Below are 16,857 nucleotides of genomic sequence, written 5' to 3'. Positions count from 1 at the left end.
GCCCTTCACGTACCAGCCTCCTACGTTGACCTCCGTGCGATCGCGCAGGCGTCGAAACGGAGTCTAATTTGGGGATTGCATCTGGATTGAGTTTCACACTTGAATAACTTGAGGACTGGGATGATGATCGAACTCCTGTTTTATTCTTTGGTCGTTTCTTACGTGGCGATGTTAACAAAAGCCTCGTTAGTGGAAAAGTAAATCTCGGTGAAGGGTTCCCTCTTTTTTGCGACAGGATTCGAGAAAATTCGAGATTTGGCGCGCTCAATTTAGCGAAAAGTCTGCATGAATTTGCGATCGATGCGATCCTTCCACCGCCACAGCAGGCGGTTGGGACCGCAGCCGAAAGCGCCACGAGAGGCGATCGCCCGTCCCGTTCCCGTGCCGATCAGGGTGAGGAACTGGGTTTGCGGTCGGAAAGGTTGCGGGGGTCGATTCTGCAAAAATAGGCGTAAATTGCGATCGAGGGGTGGACCCTGGCGCACGGCGAACACCCCTGCTTTCGGACGGGGATGGTTCTGCATCGTGGCGATATCTCCCGTAGCGAAAACTTCGGGATGAGAGAGGGATTGCAAGGTATCGCCGACGAGGATAAACCCGGCTGCGTCAGTCGCCAAACCCGATCGCGCGATCCACTCCGGCGCCGAGGCTTGGGTGACCCAGAAGACGCGATCGCACGCCACACAGAAGCCAGAGGCGCACTGAAGAGCGATCGCCCCCCCTTCGCGAGTTAAGCCAGACACGGTTTCGCCCAAATGGAGGTGAATCCCGCGATCGCCTAACAAGCGGGTCAACGTGGTGCGGACGTAGGGATTGTGACTGGGGAGAAGCTCGCAACCGCGCTGGAATAAGTGAAATTCGAGAGCAGCGCGATCGCCGGGAGGGAGTAGGCGCCACAAGCGCGCTTGCATCGATAAGATTAACTCGACCCCTCCGGCGCCGCCGCCGACGACTGCCAAACGCCAACGTCGGTTGGGTTCGGCTTGGACGCGATCGAGCAGTTCGGACCAATGGTGGAGTAACTGGGGTACGGGTTTGGCGGGGATGGCGTAGTCGGCGGCGCCGGGAGTGGCGATCGTGGCGGGAGTGCTACCGATATCGATGGAGACAACGTCGAAGGGAATCGGGGGGCGATCGCCACAAATCACCCGACGATTGTCTAAATCCAAGCCGACGGCGCGATCGAGGACGAAGCGCGATCGCGCGAACTTCGCCAACGGTTCGAGGTCGATATGGACCTCCTCAAAACAGTAAAATCCGGCGATATAGCCCGGTAGCATCCCGGAATAGGGGGTATGGCGGACATTACTGATTAAGGTAACGTTGACATCGGCTAAAGGCTGCTTTCCCCATAAGTTCAAGGCGATCGCGTGACTGTGACCGCCACCGATGAAGACCAGATTTTGAGAAAGTTCTGGCATATGCTTTGCGGGTATCTGTTGCTCGAAGATCTTGGAACTAGATCCAACCTGACGATCGCCCCCCAATCTAGGGTAAAACCGATCGCCTCCCGATGGCGGGCGAGCGGCCCGAAATCGGCGATCCTCTGGGGATCTGGGAGCTAAAACCGAAAAGCTCAAGATTTCTTGTTATTCTGATATTCGTCTGCGCGCTTTGCGCTTGGCGTCTCCCCAGGAGAATCGTACGGAAGGGATGGACACAAGGATGGCAACCCCAGAAATCAACAGGGTCAATGAGAACGGAAAACCCAATAATTGAGTTGAGACAACATGATCGAGGTAGAGCAGTTAAGTAAGATTTACGGTTCGACCAAGGCGATCGAAGACCTCTCGTTTCAGGTGGAACCGGGAGAGATCCTCGGCTTTTTAGGGCCGAATGGGGCCGGAAAAACGACCACCATGCGAATTTTGGCCGGATATTTGCCTGCGACGAAAGGAACGGCCAAAATTGCCGGGTATGAAGTCCACGAAAACTCGATGGCGGTGCGCCAGCGCATCGGATATTTGCCCGAATCGCCGCCATTGTACCTCGATATGACCGTCGAGAGTTTCTTGCATTTTGTCGCGCGGATCAAGCACGTGGCGGGGGGCGATCGCCGAGATCGCGTCAACACGGCGATCGCCCGTTGTAACTTGGAAGAAAAACGCAACATCGCGATCGGCAAACTCTCGAAAGGCTTTCGCCAGCGTGTCGGAATTGCTCAGGCGATCGTTCACGACCCCCCGGTGATTATCCTCGACGAACCGACCGTAGGATTAGACCCGCGCCAAATTATTGAAGTCCGCAATCTGATTAAAAGTCTGGCGGGAGAACATACCATCATTCTTTCGACCCATATTTTGCCCGAAGTCAGCATGACTTGCAGCCGGGTAGCAATTATCAATCGCGGCAAAATGGTGGCTACGGGCGGGATTGAAGAGTTGATGAGTCAGTTGACCGGGGGAACCTCTTACGATTTAGAAGTGGAAATTCCCCCGGAGAAAGATTGGGGAAACTTGTTCGAGTCGTTGCAAAACTTGCCCGGAGTCAGCGAGATTCAAGCCCTCGATCCGCAAGGAGGGGAACCTCACCAGCAGTTGCGCGTCATCGCCGAATCGGGAGAAGAACCGGGGCCCGATGTAGTCGGGATTTTGTATGCGGCGGGCTGTCGCTTGCACGAAATGCGACGTCACCGGGCCAGTTTGGAAGAGGTGTTCTTGCAGTTGACCACCGAGGAAGATCGGACCGTGGCGGCGTCGGAAGCGGCGGGGGAAACCGACAGCGAAACCGTGGCCCGAGAATCGGCGGAAACAGAGGAGTCTTCCCCAGAAGCAGAAAGCGAGTCCGACGGGGCGCAGGTGGAGGCGGAAGCGCCAGAAACGGCTGAGATGCCGGAAAATGAGGAAGTTCGGGAGGGGTGAGGGGGCGATCGCCCCAAGGGGAGAAGGCCCGAGGGTTCGATTTCTGTTACGCTACTGGCGCGATCGCCCCTTCGCGATCGCCTCGCTCGTCCGGGTTTAGGAGAATAAGAGTTATGGGAACGATCGTCGGTAATATTATTGCGATTTACCGCAAAGAGTTACAAAGTTATTTTCAGTCGCCCCTCGCCTACGCGATCGCCGGGATTTTTTGGTTGCTCTCCGGCTTTTTCTTCGTCGCCATCCTCCTCGGTCCCGAGGGAATCGTCCAGCAAGTCGCAATGATGGAAGCACAAGCCCAACAAATGGGATTTAGAGTTCCCCCGGTGGATGTCGCCTATGAATTTTTACAGATGTTTTTGCAGGTGATGGGGTCGGTTTCTTTATTTATTTTGCCGATCTTGTCCATGGGACTCTACGCGGAAGAACGCAAACGAGGCACCATCGAACTGCTGGCGACTTCACCGATAACGAACTGGTCCGTCGCGACGGGCAAACTGTTAGGCGTGGTCACCTTTTTTGCGACGATAGTCGCCCCTTTGCTCGGGTTGGAGGCGATCGCCCTGAGTGCGGCTAATCCGCCGATGCCTTTTGCCGTACCGCTTTTAGGTCACCTCGGCTTAATTTTACTCGCCGCCAGCGTCCTGTCCTTGGGAATGTTTATCTCGTCGCTGACCGACAGCACGATTTTATCGGCGATTCTCACCTTTGCTTTAGTCTTATTTTTGTGGGTCATCGACCTCCTGGCGAACAGTGTCGGCGGTCCGGTCGGCGACGCTTTGACCCATTTGTCCCTGTTAAAGCATTACGAAAATTTGATTAAAGGGGTTGTCGATCTCAGTAGCTTAATTTTGTTTGCCAGTTATATCGTTTTAGGCGTCTTTCTCAGCGCCCAATCGATCGACGCCCTCCGCTTTCAACAAAGCTAACACCCACAACTCTTACCCCCACGAAATCCTCTCCACATCGCCTTTATTTCTCCGACCATGCAACAGAATAACAAGTCATCTGGGTTGACAAAACTCATTCCTTATGGGTTTCCGATCGGGCCGTTATTGGCGATCGCGGGACTTTCAGCCGGATTGGTCTCGGGAAATTGGGGACCGATTCCCACGGGATTGGTCGTCGGTGGGATTGCCGTCTTTATCGTCTGGTTGTTGCTGGCGCTGATGTTTGCCGAGGGGTTTTGGAACAAGCGATCCACCGAAGTCGGCACCAACGCGGCGATCTCCACCCTATCGATCCTAGTCGTTTTAGGATTGCTCAACAGCATCGCCTTGCGCAATCCCGTCAGATTGGACCTCACCGAAAGCCAGCGTTTTACTCTGTCTCCCCAATCGCAGCAAATCGTCAAGAATTTACCCCAACCCGTCACCGTCACCATTTTCGATCGCGCCCCCAATCCCAGCGATCTCGAACTCCTACAAAACTATCAGCAACAAGCCCCTCAACAATTTGATTTTCGCTATATCGATCCGGAACAACAAATCTCTTTAGCCCAACAGTTTGAAGTCAAAAGCTTTGGGGAAGTGTATCTCAATTCCCGCAATGGCGAAAAACGTCAATTCGTACAACAAATTAATCCCCAATCGCGACTGACTGAAGCTAAACTAACCAGCACTTTAGAGCAGTTCATCAGCGATCGTACCTACACCGTTTACTTCCTCCAAGGTCACGGCGAACGCCCCCTCGAAGCCGGATCCCCCGGGTCGATGTCCGAAGCCGTCCAAGCCTTAGAAGAAAGCAATTTCGTCACCGAACCCCTTAACCTCGCCGAACGCACCGAAATTCCCGAAAATGCTTCCGTCATCGTCGCCGCCGGTCCCAAACAACCTCTATTTGAAGGCGAAATTGAGGCATTAAAAGCCTATCTCAATCGCGGCGGTAGTCTCTTACTGCTGATCGACCCCGAAACGAACCCCCAACTCGGTAACCTTCTAGAAGAATGGGGCGTCCAACTCGACGACGCCTTAGCCATCGATGCGTCCGGTAGCGGGCGTTTAGTCGGTCTCGGTCCGGCGATTCCGCTTATCTCCAACTACGGCAATCATCCCATTGTTCGAGACTTCAGTAATGGCTATTCTTTTTATCCCTTAGCCCGTCCTTTACAACTCGAAGAAGTCGAAGGCGTCGAACAAACTCCTTTATTAATTAGTGCCCAAGAAAGTTGGGCCGAAACCAATCCCGAACAGCAACAACTACAATTCGACCCGGAACGCGATCGAAGAGGACCGTTAACTTTGGGTGTCGCCCTCACTCGTACCGTAGACGAAGCTGCCGATTCTCAATTACCTACCCCTCCAGAAGCAACTGAATCTCCAGAAGCTGAAGAAGAAACAGAAGCAACTGAATCTCCAGAAGTAACGGAATCTCCAGAAACAACTGAATCTCCAGAAGCAACTGAATCTCCAGAAGTAACTGAATCTCCAGAAGTAACTGAATCTCCAGAAGCAACGGAATCTCCAGAAGCTGAAGAAGAAACAGAAGTAACTGAATCTCCAGAAGCAACGGAATCTCCAGAAGTAACTGAATCTCCAGAAGCTGAAGAAGAAACTGCCGAACAAACACCAGATTTGGATAAACAGGCGCGAATGGTCGTGATTGGGAATTCCGAATTTGCAGCAGATGGGCGCTTTGAACTGCAACTCAACGGCGATGTTTTTCTCAACTCCGTGAATTGGTTGAGCAAACAAAATGAAGAAACCCTTTCCATCCGACCGAAAGAAGCAACGCGGCGCCGGATTGAAATGCAGCCCGCACAAGCACGATTGTTAGCATGGATGGCGATCGCAATTCTACCGCTTATCGGCTTTAGCGCTGCCGCACTTTTATGGTGGAAACAGCGATAATTGGATTTTAGATTTTAGATTTTAGATTGAGAGGCGATCGCTCTTTGACTGAATTCTGATTTCTAAAATCTTATCGGAAGTGGGGAAGATTCAGATCCGATGCCCACACCACAGGCTTTATCGCTTTTCTTTCCGATCTTTTGCCTACTTCCTTTTGCCTCTTGCCTTTTCCATTTTCGTTCCCAACTCTCGACTTCTAAACTTCTTTATTATGAAACTCAAACGTTCTACTCTGATTTTAGTTTTTATGGCACTCGGGTTAATTGGGGGATTTCTCTATTACGAAAAAGAAATTGTCCCCATTCGAGAAGCAAAAGCCGAAAAACAAAAGCAACTTTTTAGTTTCAATGAAGAGCAAATCGAGTCTTTTACCATAACCACCGATCGCGCGGTTCTGCATTTTGAACGGGGAACGAACAGTGAGGAAGAGCAAATGCTCGATCGCACCCCCTGGTTAATGACCGTGGTGGAAAATAAAACAGAAACAGCCACACAAACGCCAAAAGCGGAGGTCAGTTCGTCATCGGAAAAAGCGACGGATACAGAAGAAAGTACAGAAACTGCAATTTCTGAAAACAATCCATCGCCAGAGAGTGAATCGATGGAAACCGCATCAGAAACTAATTCTGAAACTGTTGCTGAAACGACGGCTGAAACTGCACCGACGGCGACGGAAAGTTGCGAACCGACGGACAGCAATGTGGACTTAGGTATTTGTGAAGTTCCCGAATCGGAGGAAGCAGACACTAAAACGGAAGAAAACAGTCAAGAAACTAAAGCATCCGAGAAACCATCCGAGGAGATCGTAGCGAACGATGCTTATATTTCTTTCTTTTTCGATAACGTGATTAAAGGTCAGCAAGAACGGGCGATCGCCGCTACCACACAACTCTTAAAAGATTACGGTTTAGACAACCCCCAAGCGACGGTCGAGATCGTTCTCAAAAACGGTCAAACTCACAAACTTCTCTTAGGCGATCGCGATTTTACGGGGAGTTTTATTTACGCTCAACTCGACCCGGAAATAACGGTCAGCGCCGAACAGCAAGTTTTTCTCGTTTCGACCAACTTTGAAAATGCGATCGATCGCCCTATCGAAGAATGGAAACAACCCCCGGAAAGCGAACCCGAAACGAGCCAAACTCCAGCCCCTGAATCGACAGAAGCACAGAACGAAGCTGAAGGCGAAACAGACAATAATCCTCAAAATAATATTCAAGATAACCCTGAAGGCGAAACGCCAGCAGACTCGACACAACCCGAAGCGAACCCGGGTGAAAATTCAGCAGAAACAACAGAGCAAATCCCTCCAACTCAAAATGAAGGGACAGAGTCGGAATCTTTAGAAACAGAAAATCAACCGAATTCCGATTCTCCCTAAGCTTTTTTAAGAAAGAGTTCTTCCGAACGGGGGAAAGTCAAAATTTGCCGAAAATTTAGCCCGGGTCATGCTGTTGATATGACTGAGGAGGAGCGATCGCATTTGAGCGAGTACCGTTCGGAAGAACTCCTTTAAAGTTAGCTAAATCGATCGCATCATCTAAAATGTTCGGGTTTGCAGATTAAACTCGATTCCCTTTTGACGTGACCGAACATAACCGCTTGTTGCAGGTCGATTAAGGCATCAAGTTCGTCAAGATCGCAACCTTCATTAAACCTTTGTCGAATTAAGGTTTCCGTCGTTGTTGAGAGAACTCCGGTGACAAAAACTTGCTGGACGAGTTGACGAATCATGGGAATTATCGCTCCTGGAGCATTTTTAATGCAGGTCTGGTTAAAGCTTCTCAGGAGTTGCCAGTTAGCGCCGTGACCTCGATAAATCTGCTCGGGTGATGTTTTGAGTCCAAATAAGCGATCTTTACCCCTTAAAAAAGGTGATGGAGATCACGATCGCGCTCTAAGATCGGCGAGGCGATCGCGGGGGACAGGAGAAGGCGCCCGAAGGAGAGGAGGCGATCGCCGTCGATGTTGTCAATTGCTAACACGATTTCGAGCAAAGCAGATTACCCTGAAATCACTGAAATTCTAGGGGGACATTTCGGCTTTCTCGTCGGATTGAAGCCGGAGGAAGGAGACGGACACCGATCGCCATTCCAAAGAAAAAAAGAGAAAAAATCGGCGCGATTTCCGAAGGGGCGATCGCCTCTAGTTCCCTCACTGCCGTATTTTCCGAGAGTGTCGGCGATCGCGCGATCGCGCGCCGTCGGCGACAACTCGATGCGTTCGCGCAATGGCCCCACGAACGACGGTTTACAATAGATTACATACGAACATTAGAAGCGATCTAAATATGCAAGTTAAATACTTCAACCTCTACAATGCGATCGCGCCCCGGACGGGCGATCGACTCTCCGGGTGGGGAATTGCAGGTGCAAGCGCCTGGTTTTAAAATCTTGTCGTCGTCGAGTTCGCCTGCTTTGTCGATCTCTAAATCCGATTGGTAATGTTTGAGTTAACGGCTTCCCTCGTGCTTCCCATCATTAAAAAATTGAGGGAGATCTCGCGATCGATTTTGTTTTGACGAGCGGCGATCGACCCGAGACTCCGACGGCTACTTCCCCATCCCATTACGGATCTCGTCACTGTCTGCTCGGACGCATGGAGATACCTTAGAAGATAGGAACTACACAAAAATACACAAACTAAAATAGCCTCATGTTTGAATATTTCACCGAAAAAGCGATCAAAGCGATCATGTTGTCTCAGGAGGAAGCGCGCCGCCTGGGTCATAACTTCGTCGGTACCGAGCAAATTTTACTCGGTTTAATTGGCGAAGGCACGGGATTGGCGGCTCAAATCCTCAAATCAATGGGGGTCAAGCTCAAAGATGCGCGGGTTGAAGTCGAAAAAATCATCGGGAAAGGAAGCGGCTTCGTCCCGGCAGAAATCCCCCTGACCCCTAGGGCGAAGCGGGTTTTAGAGCAAGCGATGCAGGAATCGCGCCAACTCGGCCATAACTATATCGGGACCGAACACCTGCTGTTAGGACTGACTCATGAAAGCGAAGGGGTCGCGACCAAAGTTTTAGAAAACCTGGGTATCGATCCGAAAGTGCTGCGATCGCAAACCGTCGAACGCTTGGGGAACGAACCTGCAGCCCCGATCGCGGCGGGAGGGAGGAGTCGCGGCGGACGGCAAAAAAATCCCCAACTCGACGAATTCGGGATTAATTTAACGGAAAAGGCGATCGACGGCGAGCTCGATCCGGTGGTCGGACGGAAAAAAGAGATCGAACGAGTCATCCAAATTCTCGGACGGCGGACGAAAAATAACCCGGTGTTGATCGGGGAACCGGGGGTCGGGAAAACGGCGATCGCCGAAGGGTTGGCCCACCGCATCGCCACCAATAACGTTCCCGAACTGCTCGAAGACAAACAAGTTTACACCCTCGATATGGGGTTGGTCGTCGCCGGAACGCGGTTTCGCGGCGAATTTGAGGAACGTCTCAAGGCGATCGTCCAAGAAGTTCGCGAAGACGGCAACATCATTTTAGTGATCGACGAACTTCACACCCTCGTCGGCGCCGGGTCCCTCGAAGGCGGAATGGACGCCGCCAACCTGCTCAAACCTGCCTTAGCTAGGGGCGAACTCCAGTGTATCGGCGCGACCACCTTGGACGAATACCGCAAGCATATCGAACGCGATGCAGCCCTCGAACGGCGTTTTCAACCCGTGATGGTCGGCGAACCCAGCGTCGAAGAAACGATCGAGATTCTCTACGGGTTGCGATCGCGCTACGAAGAACACCACAAACTCAAAATTGCGGATGAGTCGTTAGAAGCGGCGGCGAAACTGTCGGAACGCTATATCAGCGATCGCTTCTTACCGGATAAGGCGATCGACCTGATCGACGAAGCCGGATCTCGCGTCCGCCTGCGCAACTCAAAATTACCCCCCGCCGCCAAAGAACTCAAACAAGAACTTTCCCAGGTGGTGAAGGATAAAGATACGGCAGTCCGGGATCAAGATTTCGAGAAAGCGGGTCAGTTGCGCGATCGCGAGTTGGAGATTCAAAAAGAAATCGAGGCGATCGCCGAAAACCACAAACGGGAAAACGCGAACGGGGATCCGGCGATCGTCACCGAAGAAGACATCGCCCAAATCGTCGCCTTCTGGACTGGCGTCCCCGTCAGCAAACTCACCGAATCCGAATCGGAAAAACTGCTGCAAATGGAGGACACCCTCCACCAACGCCTGATCGGACAAGACGAAGCCGTCAAAGCAGTCTCTCGCGCCATCCGTCGCGCCCGAGTCGGTCTGAAAAACCCCAACCGTCCGATCGCCAGCTTCATCTTTTCCGGTCCGACCGGAGTCGGGAAAACCGAACTGACCAAAGCCCTCGCCTCCTACTTCTTCGGTTCCGAGGACGCCATGATTCGTCTCGACATGTCCGAATATATGGAACGCCACACGGTGTCCAAACTGATCGGTTCGCCTCCCGGATTTGTCGGTTACGACGAAGGCGGTCAACTCACCGAAGCAGTTCGCCGTCGTCCCTACAGCGTCCTCCTGTTCGACGAAATCGAAAAAGCTCACCCCGACGTCTTCAACAGTCTGCTGCAAATCCTCGAAGACGGGCGCCTCACCGACGCCAAAGGTCGCACGGTAGACTTCAAGAACACCTTAATTATCATGACCAGCAATATCGGGTCGAAGGTGATCGAAAAAGGTGGCGGCGGACTCGGGTTCGAGTTCTCGGAAAACAGCGAAGATGCTCAATATCACCGCATCCGCAATCTGGTCAACGAAGAACTCAAGCAATATTTCCGCCCCGAGTTCCTCAATCGGATCGACGAGATTATCGTCTTCCGTCAGTTGACCAAAGAAGAGGTCAAAGATATCGCCGAGATTATGTTGCGCGAGGTCTTCTCCCGCTTGGGTGAAAAAGGGATCGAACTCGAAGTCAGCGATCGGTTTAAAGACCTGTTAGTTGAGGAAGGCTACAATCCCAGTTACGGCGCCCGACCGTTACGCCGCGCGATTATGCGCCTGTTAGAAGATACTTTGGCGGAAGCGATGTTAGCGGGGAATTTGTACGACGGGTCTAAAGCGATCGTCGATGTCAACGACGAGGGGAACGTCCACGTCGAAGCGGTGGAAGTGCGCGATCGCGTTCCCCAACCTGTGGGTTAGTTCCGCCTATTGTCCGCCGTATAAATTGGCGCGTTAATGACGAAAAAGAAGCTGGAGATCGCGGTCTCCGGCTTCTTTTTCTGTAGATTGAGGAAGAGAAAGAAAATTGCCAACCATGACCGATTCAAATCAAGCTATTCGGGCGATCGAATGATAGTAATCCTATCCCATCTAATACCCATTATTTAAAACGTCGATGGAGATACATTACGTGTAAGGACACGGAAGTGCAGTGTCCCTACCCTCTCGTTATCCATAAACTTTATAACTTTATAACCTATTTAGGATTGCTCTAATTCAATGAGGAAACTTTAAAAAATATTCAAATCCATATAAAAAATGGTTCACGGACTAAAACAAGCGGTGTAAATTGGGCTTTTGGAATGACCCACAATTTCGCTTTCTTGCTTCTCCAAAGACCACAGCCGTACCGTATTATCTTCGCTCGCGGAAACTAACCAGCGACTGTCCGGACTAAAATTAACACTATAAACTAAATCTTTATGCCCTTTGAGTGTCGTCAACAATCTCCCCTCTAAATCCCAAATTTTAATGGTTTTATCCGCACTCGCCGACGCAATTAACCGTCCGTTGCGACTAAAACAAACCTGAATCACTGCATTTTGATGACTTTTGAGGGTTCTGACACTGCCATTACGGCCCCAGGCCCTATCTTTCGTCCATAGTTTGACCGTCGTATCTCGACTTCCCGAAACAATTCTTTTCCCATCGGGACTAAAATCGACACTATAAACGATATCTTCGTGACCTTCTAAGGTTCGCAAACATAGCCCGTCAAACTGCCATAATTTCACTGTCGCATCGGCACAAGCGGAGGCAATTAATTTACCGTCGGGCATAAAACTCATGCCGTAAAATCCCATGGTGTGGCGGCGAATGGACGTGATTAAGCGACCGTCACGCTGCCAAATTTTGATCGTGCGATCGCTGCTTCCCGTGGCAATTTTGCGCCCGTCTTCACTAAAACTAACCCCAAATACTTCGCCGTGATGGCCTTTGACGGTTTTAATCAATTGACCGTCCCGCCGCCATAATTTCATGGTGCGATCGCCACTCACCGACGCAATTAAGCGACCGTCCGGACTGAACTTTACCCCTAAAACATTAGCTTTATGACCCTTTAACGTGGCTTCTAAATGGCCGTCCAAACTCCACAACTTCACTGTACCGTCAGCTCCAGCAGAGGCGATCGCCGGAGGCAATTTTTTAAACGGAAAAAACATTCCACCCTTAACCCCTTGCTAACTCATCTTATCCCATCCAACTCCAACCTTAAATTCTTCATAAAAAAATTCCCAATAAAAAAGCGCCCCCTTTAGAGGACGCTTTTTTGAATCTAGCTAAAACTTAGGAATTAGCCGTTGATTTGAGGAGCCGTCAAAGCAACCGGAGTCGCATCGGTGCTCGCCAAATCTAAGGGGAAGTTGTGAGCATTGCGCTCGTGCATGACTTCCATACCCAAGTTGGCACGGTTGATGACATCAGCCCAGGTACCAATCGCGCGACCTTGAGAGTCAACAATCGACTGGTTGAAGTTGAAGCCATTGAGGTTGAACGCCATCGTGGAAATACCCAGAGCGGTAAACCAGATGCCAACCACGGGCCAAGCCGCTAAGAAGAAGTGGAGAGAGCGGCTGTTGTTGAACGAGGCATATTGGAAGATCAAACGACCGAAGTAGCCGTGAGCGGCAACGATGTTGTAGGTTTCTTCCTCTTGACCGAATTTGTAACCGTAGTTTTGAGACTCGGTTTCGGTGGTTTCACGAACCAAGGAGCTGGTGACCAAGGAACCGTGCATGGCACTGAACAGCGCACCGCCGAAGACCCCGGCAACACCGAGTTGGTGGAAGGGGTGCATCAAAATGTTGTGTTCGGCTTGGAACACTAACATGAAGTTGAAGGTGCCACTGATGCCCAAGGGCATTCCGTCGGAGAAGCTGCCTTGACCCAAAGGATAGATCAAGAACACGGCGGTAGCGGCGGCGACGGGAGCGCTGTAAGCGACGCAGATCCAAGGACGCATCCCCAGACGGTAGCTCAGTTCCCATTCGCGACCCATGTAGCAGAACACGCCGATCAGGAAGTGGAAGATCACTAACTGATAGGGGCCGCCGTTGTAGAGCCATTCATCCAAGCTCGCCGCTTCCCAAATCGGGTAGAAGTGCAACCCGATCGCGTTGGAAGAAGGAACCACAGCACCAGAGATGATGTTGTTCCCGTAGAGCAAGGACCCGGCAACGGGTTCGCGGATCCCGTCGATGTCAACCGGAGGAGCCGCGATGAAGGCAATGATGAAGCAGGTCGTGGCGGTCAAGAGGGTGGGGATCATCAACACGCCGAACCAGCCGATGTAAAGGCGGTTTTCGGTGCTGGCAACCCACTCGCAGAACCGATCCCACAGGGAGGCGCTTTCGCGCTGCTGTAAGGTAGTCGTCATGTGTTTATGAGTGCTATTTGGTTTTCAAGGTGGTTTGTATGATGGTTCCCATCTTAACGACTTTGTTAAGCTTTGTAAAGGGTTTTAAGCAAAAGTTTTCCTGATAACTTTGATAAGTTTAACTTATATTTTTTTTAGCTTAATCGGCGGGAAGCCCCGCACTCTACGCGAAGCTGTCGGGATGAAAGCCGAGGCGATCGAGTGGAACGGAGTCACCAATCTGGTAAATTTGAACTGGCACGGCAGCAATGCCCTTGATGGCCAAGACTAGCGGCAGCTTTCTGTCCCGACACCAACGTACAGCCATACAATTCGGCTGGTGAACAGTGCGGCGGATCGGAAATGCACCCTCAAAACGAAATCCTCCCAATCTGCGGCTGGACGGGTCGTGGATGTCAAACAAAATGCCTGTGGACGGGTTCGGTCGGGGGCGTTGCCTAGACCAGACCGGATGAAACAGGAACTTCCCAAGACGCCGGGGCAGATAGACTTCTGTCCGTGAGGTGGGAAGCCCGCGCTGTACCCTTGGCGAAGCCTGGGCGAAGCGCATAGGTCAGTGTCGGGAGAACGTCACGAGCCGCCCGTCATGGGAACGAAGCGCACCGGGAGGGTTTGTTCTTCGACGATACCTTCCTCGGTTTTGGTGATAATCGTCATTTGTTGAACGGAGGTGCCGACGGGAATCACCAATTTGCCCCCGATCGCCAATTGTTCGATTAGCGCTTGCGGGACGCGATCGGGGGCGGCGGTCACGACGATCGCCTCGAACGGCGCCGCTTCGGGCCAACCGCGATAACCGTCCCCGGCTTTGACCTCGATATTTTCATATCCCAATTCCTGTAACGTCGCGCTGGCGCTGGCGGCGAGTTCGGGAATAATTTCGATCGTGTACACTTCCCGGGCCAGTTGTGCCAAGATCGCGGCTTGATACCCGGAACCCGTGCCGATTTCGAGGACGCGATCGCCCGGAGCAATTTGGGCGACCTCGCTCATGTAGGCCACGATATACGGTTGGGAAATCGTTTGGTCGTAGCCAATCGGCAAAGGCGAATCCTGATAGGCGAGATCGACCAGATCGGACGGGACGAAGCGATGGCGCGGTACCCGTTGCATGGCGGCGAGAACTGCAGGATCTTCGATGCCGCGATCGCGCAGTTGTCGTTCCACCATTTGCGATCGCGCGCGATCGAAATTGAGTGTATCTTGAGCCTTCGTCACTGGAGTTGGCATAAAAGGCTTGCTGTCCTCTTCCACCACCTGACAACTGCTTAGCACGGTGAAGGACAAGCAAATCCATAAGAGGATAACCCACCTGTTCATTTGTCCCTCTCTCCCTCAAATATTGAGGATGCAATTATTTCAAGTTAAACTTATCTCTAAAAGCCTTTAAAATTTACAGTTTCTTCTTTCTTTATCGTACGCCTTTTCAAGATCGGCTGAGGGAACGAACCCCGGGGGGCGATCGCCCGCAGCAACGAAGAAATTGGATCGAGTTGAAACATTGAACGGGGAAAAGAACAATGGGAAAAAAAGCGCGAATTAAAAAACAGCGACACTTACAACAGGGGGATCCGTCAGAGGTTCCACCGCCAAGGCCGATCGCCGCCGACCCTACCGAATTCGTGCGGGAATTAGGCCGCCAAGGGTACGCGATCGAGCGGGGTCTCGAAGCGCCGAGCGTCCCCAAGCGCGACGACACCAAAGGCCAGCCCCAAGTATAATCCAAGCCTTAACGTTCCATCGGCGATCCGTGCGATCGCCGTTGCGATCGTGGCCATTGAAGGGGAGCGAGGAAATTAAGCTATACAGCATTCGGGCGTCTGATGAGGTACAGTGCCGATCCCCCCTAACCCCCCTTAAAAAGGGGGGAACGAGGAAAGTCCCCCTTTTTAAGGGGGATTTAGGGGGATTGAAATGTACCGCCCAACAGCGAAAACTGCTATATAGATTTTTAACTTTTGAGGGGTTCGGGGAGCTATAAGTCCCGCGCTGTATGCGAAGCATCAGCGTCGGGATCCATGGACTCCCCGAGCTGGTCTCATCCCCACCCTGCGGGAAGGGCCAAGCCCTACGATGGAGATGAGACCAGCATTTATCAGCAGCTATAGCCTGTGGTAAACTCCGGCTATGCTGACCATGAACTACACCTACCGAATCTATCCAGATGCCTTGCAGCAGACTGAACTGCGGTCGTGGCTTGAGACGTGCACAGGCGTATATAACTACGCTTTGCGCGAACTCAAGGATTGGATTGCTTCGCGTAAGTGTCAGGTAGACCGATGCTCGCTGGAAAAGGAATACATCATTCCTGCCGATGAACCATTTCCGTCCTACCATCGTCAGCAGAACAACCTGCCCAAAGCGAAGAAGCAATTCCCGCATCTGGGTCAGGTACATTCTCAGGTGTTGCAGACCACAATTCGCAGACTGCACGATACCTGGGAAGCATTTCAGAAGCGGGGACATGGATTCCCGCGTTTCAAAAAGTTCGGTCAATTCAAATCCTTTGTGTTTCCCCAGTTCAAGAACAATCCCATCAATGGCTTCACAATCAAATTGCCAAAGATTGGGGAAGTACCTACCAAGCTGCATCCCCCCTTCGCCCCCCTTTCAAAGGGGGGTTGGGGGGATACAGGTAAGGGTACTGTCCAGGGTACGGGGTACACAATGGTATGTCGTCATCACGATTGAGTCGAGCGTATCGGTTCCCGATGCTCCGGTTCACGGTCGGGCGATTGGGATTGATTTGGGATTGGAGCGATTCTTGACCGCTTCCGATGGCTCTTTCCAAGAGCGGCCCCAGTTTTTCAAGTCGATGCAACGCAAGCTGAAATTGCTGCAACGCAGAGCGGCACGAAAACAGAAGGGTTCTCAAAATTGGGAGAAGGCGCAAATCGAAGTGGCTAGAATGCACCATCGCATTGCCAATCGTCGTAAAGATTTCCATCTGAAAACGGCTCATCAGCTTTGCGACCGGGCGCAAACTATCTTTGCAGAAGATCTCAACGTCAAAGGCTTGACGCGAGGGATGTTGCGAAAAGATTGTGTAGATGCTGCCTTCGGACAATTCCTGTCTCTGACGGAATGGGTTTGCTGGAAGCGAGGAGTCTACTTTGCTAAAGTCAACCCCAACGGCACCAGTCAAACCTGCCCCAACTGCCTTGCTACGGTCAGCAAAGGGTTGGAAGTCAGAGAGCATCATTGTCCTGAGTGTGGGTATCGAACGCATCGTGACCGTGCCGCAGCAGAGATGGTTTTGGATCGTGGACTAGAGAATGTAGTATCCCAGGGACTCTGGGGAACGGAAACCGCCTGTCAAGTCGGTCTGTCGGGGGTCTATGACCTAGATAAGTGGCGTGGGGCCCGAATACCCAATTGTGAGGTTGGGAAGCCCGCGCTGTAATCTTTGATTCAGCGTCGGGAGGATGTCACGATTGATTGCAATACTTCCTTACAGTTTGGAGGAATCTCGAATAAAGTTATAGGTGTTCTGTATTTAGTCGAAGATCGCGCCGATTTGTCGGTCGCGCTTAGCACGAACACGAGCGATCGCGCCTGT

General features: G+C 51.8%; 16 protein-coding genes. 9 read left to right on the top strand and 7 right to left on the bottom strand.

Going from position 1 to position 16,857, the window contains the following annotated elements:
• Positions 1 to 269: 269 nt before the first annotated feature.
• Positions 270 to 1,421 carry a slr1591 family oxidoreductase gene (locus tag HCG48_RS19110; protein ID WP_168570581.1) on the bottom strand — a complete coding sequence of 384 codons (1,152 nt, stop codon included), beginning with the start codon at positions 1,419 to 1,421 and terminating at the stop codon, positions 270 to 272.
• A 309-nt stretch (positions 1,422 to 1,730) separates the two neighbouring features.
• Here HCG48_RS19110 and HCG48_RS19105 point away from each other — a divergent pair, with 309 nt between their 5' ends.
• From HCG48_RS19105 to HCG48_RS19090, 4 genes are all read left to right on the top strand, one after another.
• A complete protein-coding gene (locus tag HCG48_RS19105) occupies positions 1,731 to 2,861 on the top strand; it encodes an ABC transporter ATP-binding protein (RefSeq protein WP_168570580.1) in 1,131 nt (376 codons plus the stop codon).
• Positions 2,862 to 2,974: 113 nt separating this feature from the next.
• Complete coding sequence (locus HCG48_RS19100) at positions 2,975 to 3,787, top strand: ABC transporter permease (protein WP_168570579.1); 813 nt, start codon at positions 2,975 to 2,977, stop codon at positions 3,785 to 3,787.
• A 57-nt stretch (positions 3,788 to 3,844) separates the two neighbouring features.
• Positions 3,845 to 5,707 carry a GldG family protein gene (locus tag HCG48_RS19095; protein ID WP_168570578.1) on the top strand — a complete coding sequence of 621 codons (1,863 nt, stop codon included), beginning with the start codon at positions 3,845 to 3,847 and terminating at the stop codon, positions 5,705 to 5,707.
• A 211-nt stretch (positions 5,708 to 5,918) separates the two neighbouring features.
• Positions 5,919 to 7,088, top strand: a complete 1,170-nt coding sequence (locus HCG48_RS19090) for a DUF4340 domain-containing protein (protein WP_168570577.1) — start codon at positions 5,919 to 5,921, stop codon at positions 7,086 to 7,088.
• A gap of 155 nt (positions 7,089 to 7,243) precedes the next feature.
• Here the strand turns inward: HCG48_RS19090 and HCG48_RS19085 are convergent, their stop codons facing one another.
• The 3 genes from HCG48_RS19085 to HCG48_RS19080 all read right to left on the bottom strand — a co-directional run bounded on the left by HCG48_RS19085 (position 7,244) and on the right by HCG48_RS19080 (position 7,947).
• Positions 7,244 to 7,441, bottom strand: a complete 198-nt coding sequence (locus HCG48_RS19085) for a hypothetical protein (RefSeq protein WP_168570576.1) — start codon at positions 7,439 to 7,441, stop codon at positions 7,244 to 7,246.
• A gap of 131 nt (positions 7,442 to 7,572) precedes the next feature.
• The gene (locus HCG48_RS26575; RefSeq protein ID WP_281362026.1) at positions 7,573 to 7,704 is read right to left on the bottom strand and encodes a hypothetical protein; all 132 of its coding nucleotides are present in this window, start codon (positions 7,702 to 7,704) and stop codon (positions 7,573 to 7,575) included.
• Positions 7,705 to 7,710: 6 nt separating this feature from the next.
• Positions 7,711 to 7,947, bottom strand: coding sequence for a hypothetical protein (locus HCG48_RS19080; protein ID WP_168570575.1), 237 nt, complete (start codon positions 7,945 to 7,947; stop codon positions 7,711 to 7,713).
• A 415-nt stretch (positions 7,948 to 8,362) separates the two neighbouring features.
• On the opposite strand from HCG48_RS19080, the gene HCG48_RS19075 reads away from it, so the two are divergent.
• Positions 8,363 to 10,840, top strand: a complete 2,478-nt coding sequence (locus tag HCG48_RS19075) for an ATP-dependent Clp protease ATP-binding subunit (RefSeq protein WP_168570574.1) — start codon at positions 8,363 to 8,365, stop codon at positions 10,838 to 10,840.
• 344 nt (positions 10,841 to 11,184) lie between these two features.
• On the opposite strand, the gene HCG48_RS19070 is transcribed toward HCG48_RS19075, so the two are convergent.
• Positions 11,185 to 12,084 carry a WD40 repeat domain-containing protein gene (locus HCG48_RS19070; RefSeq protein WP_168570573.1) on the bottom strand — a complete coding sequence of 300 codons (900 nt, stop codon included), beginning with the start codon at positions 12,082 to 12,084 and terminating at the stop codon, positions 11,185 to 11,187.
• 131 nt (positions 12,085 to 12,215) lie between these two features.
• Positions 12,216 to 13,298: a photosystem II reaction center subunit D1 gene (psbA, locus tag HCG48_RS19065; protein WP_168568072.1), complete on the bottom strand. Its 1,083-nt coding sequence runs from the start codon at positions 13,296 to 13,298 to the stop codon at positions 12,216 to 12,218.
• A gap of 109 nt (positions 13,299 to 13,407) precedes the next feature.
• Between psbA and HCG48_RS19060 the strand changes: the two genes are divergently transcribed.
• The gene (locus tag HCG48_RS19060) at positions 13,408 to 13,569 is read left to right on the top strand and encodes a hypothetical protein (protein ID WP_168570572.1); all 162 of its coding nucleotides are present in this window, start codon (positions 13,408 to 13,410) and stop codon (positions 13,567 to 13,569) included.
• Between the two features lie 299 nt (positions 13,570 to 13,868).
• On the opposite strand, the gene HCG48_RS19055 is transcribed toward HCG48_RS19060, so the two are convergent.
• A complete protein-coding gene (locus HCG48_RS19055; RefSeq protein WP_210437085.1) occupies positions 13,869 to 14,618 on the bottom strand; it encodes a protein-L-isoaspartate(D-aspartate) O-methyltransferase in 750 nt (249 codons plus the stop codon).
• A gap of 200 nt (positions 14,619 to 14,818) precedes the next feature.
• Here HCG48_RS19055 and HCG48_RS19050 point away from each other — a divergent pair, with 200 nt between their 5' ends.
• From HCG48_RS19050 to HCG48_RS26200, 3 genes are all read left to right on the top strand, one after another.
• Positions 14,819 to 15,019, top strand: coding sequence for a hypothetical protein (locus tag HCG48_RS19050; protein ID WP_168570571.1), 201 nt, complete (start codon positions 14,819 to 14,821; stop codon positions 15,017 to 15,019).
• A 406-nt stretch (positions 15,020 to 15,425) separates the two neighbouring features.
• On the top strand, positions 15,426 to 15,989 hold the full coding sequence (locus HCG48_RS26205; protein ID WP_246259634.1) for an RNA-guided endonuclease InsQ/TnpB family protein: 564 nt from the start codon (positions 15,426 to 15,428) through the stop codon (positions 15,987 to 15,989).
• Complete coding sequence (locus HCG48_RS26200; protein ID WP_246260152.1) at positions 15,889 to 16,701, top strand: RNA-guided endonuclease InsQ/TnpB family protein; 813 nt, start codon at positions 15,889 to 15,891, stop codon at positions 16,699 to 16,701. Before HCG48_RS26205 ends, HCG48_RS26200 begins: the two co-directional genes overlap by 101 nt.
• The last annotated feature ends 156 nt before the right edge of the window (positions 16,702 to 16,857 follow it).

The organism is Oxynema aestuarii AP17 (assembly GCF_012295525.1).
GTDB lineage: Bacteria > Cyanobacteriota > Cyanobacteriia > Cyanobacteriales > Laspinemataceae > Oxynema > Oxynema aestuarii.
The sequence above is the reverse complement of the archived record's forward strand: the minus strand, read 5'-3'. Positions and strand labels throughout refer to the sequence as shown.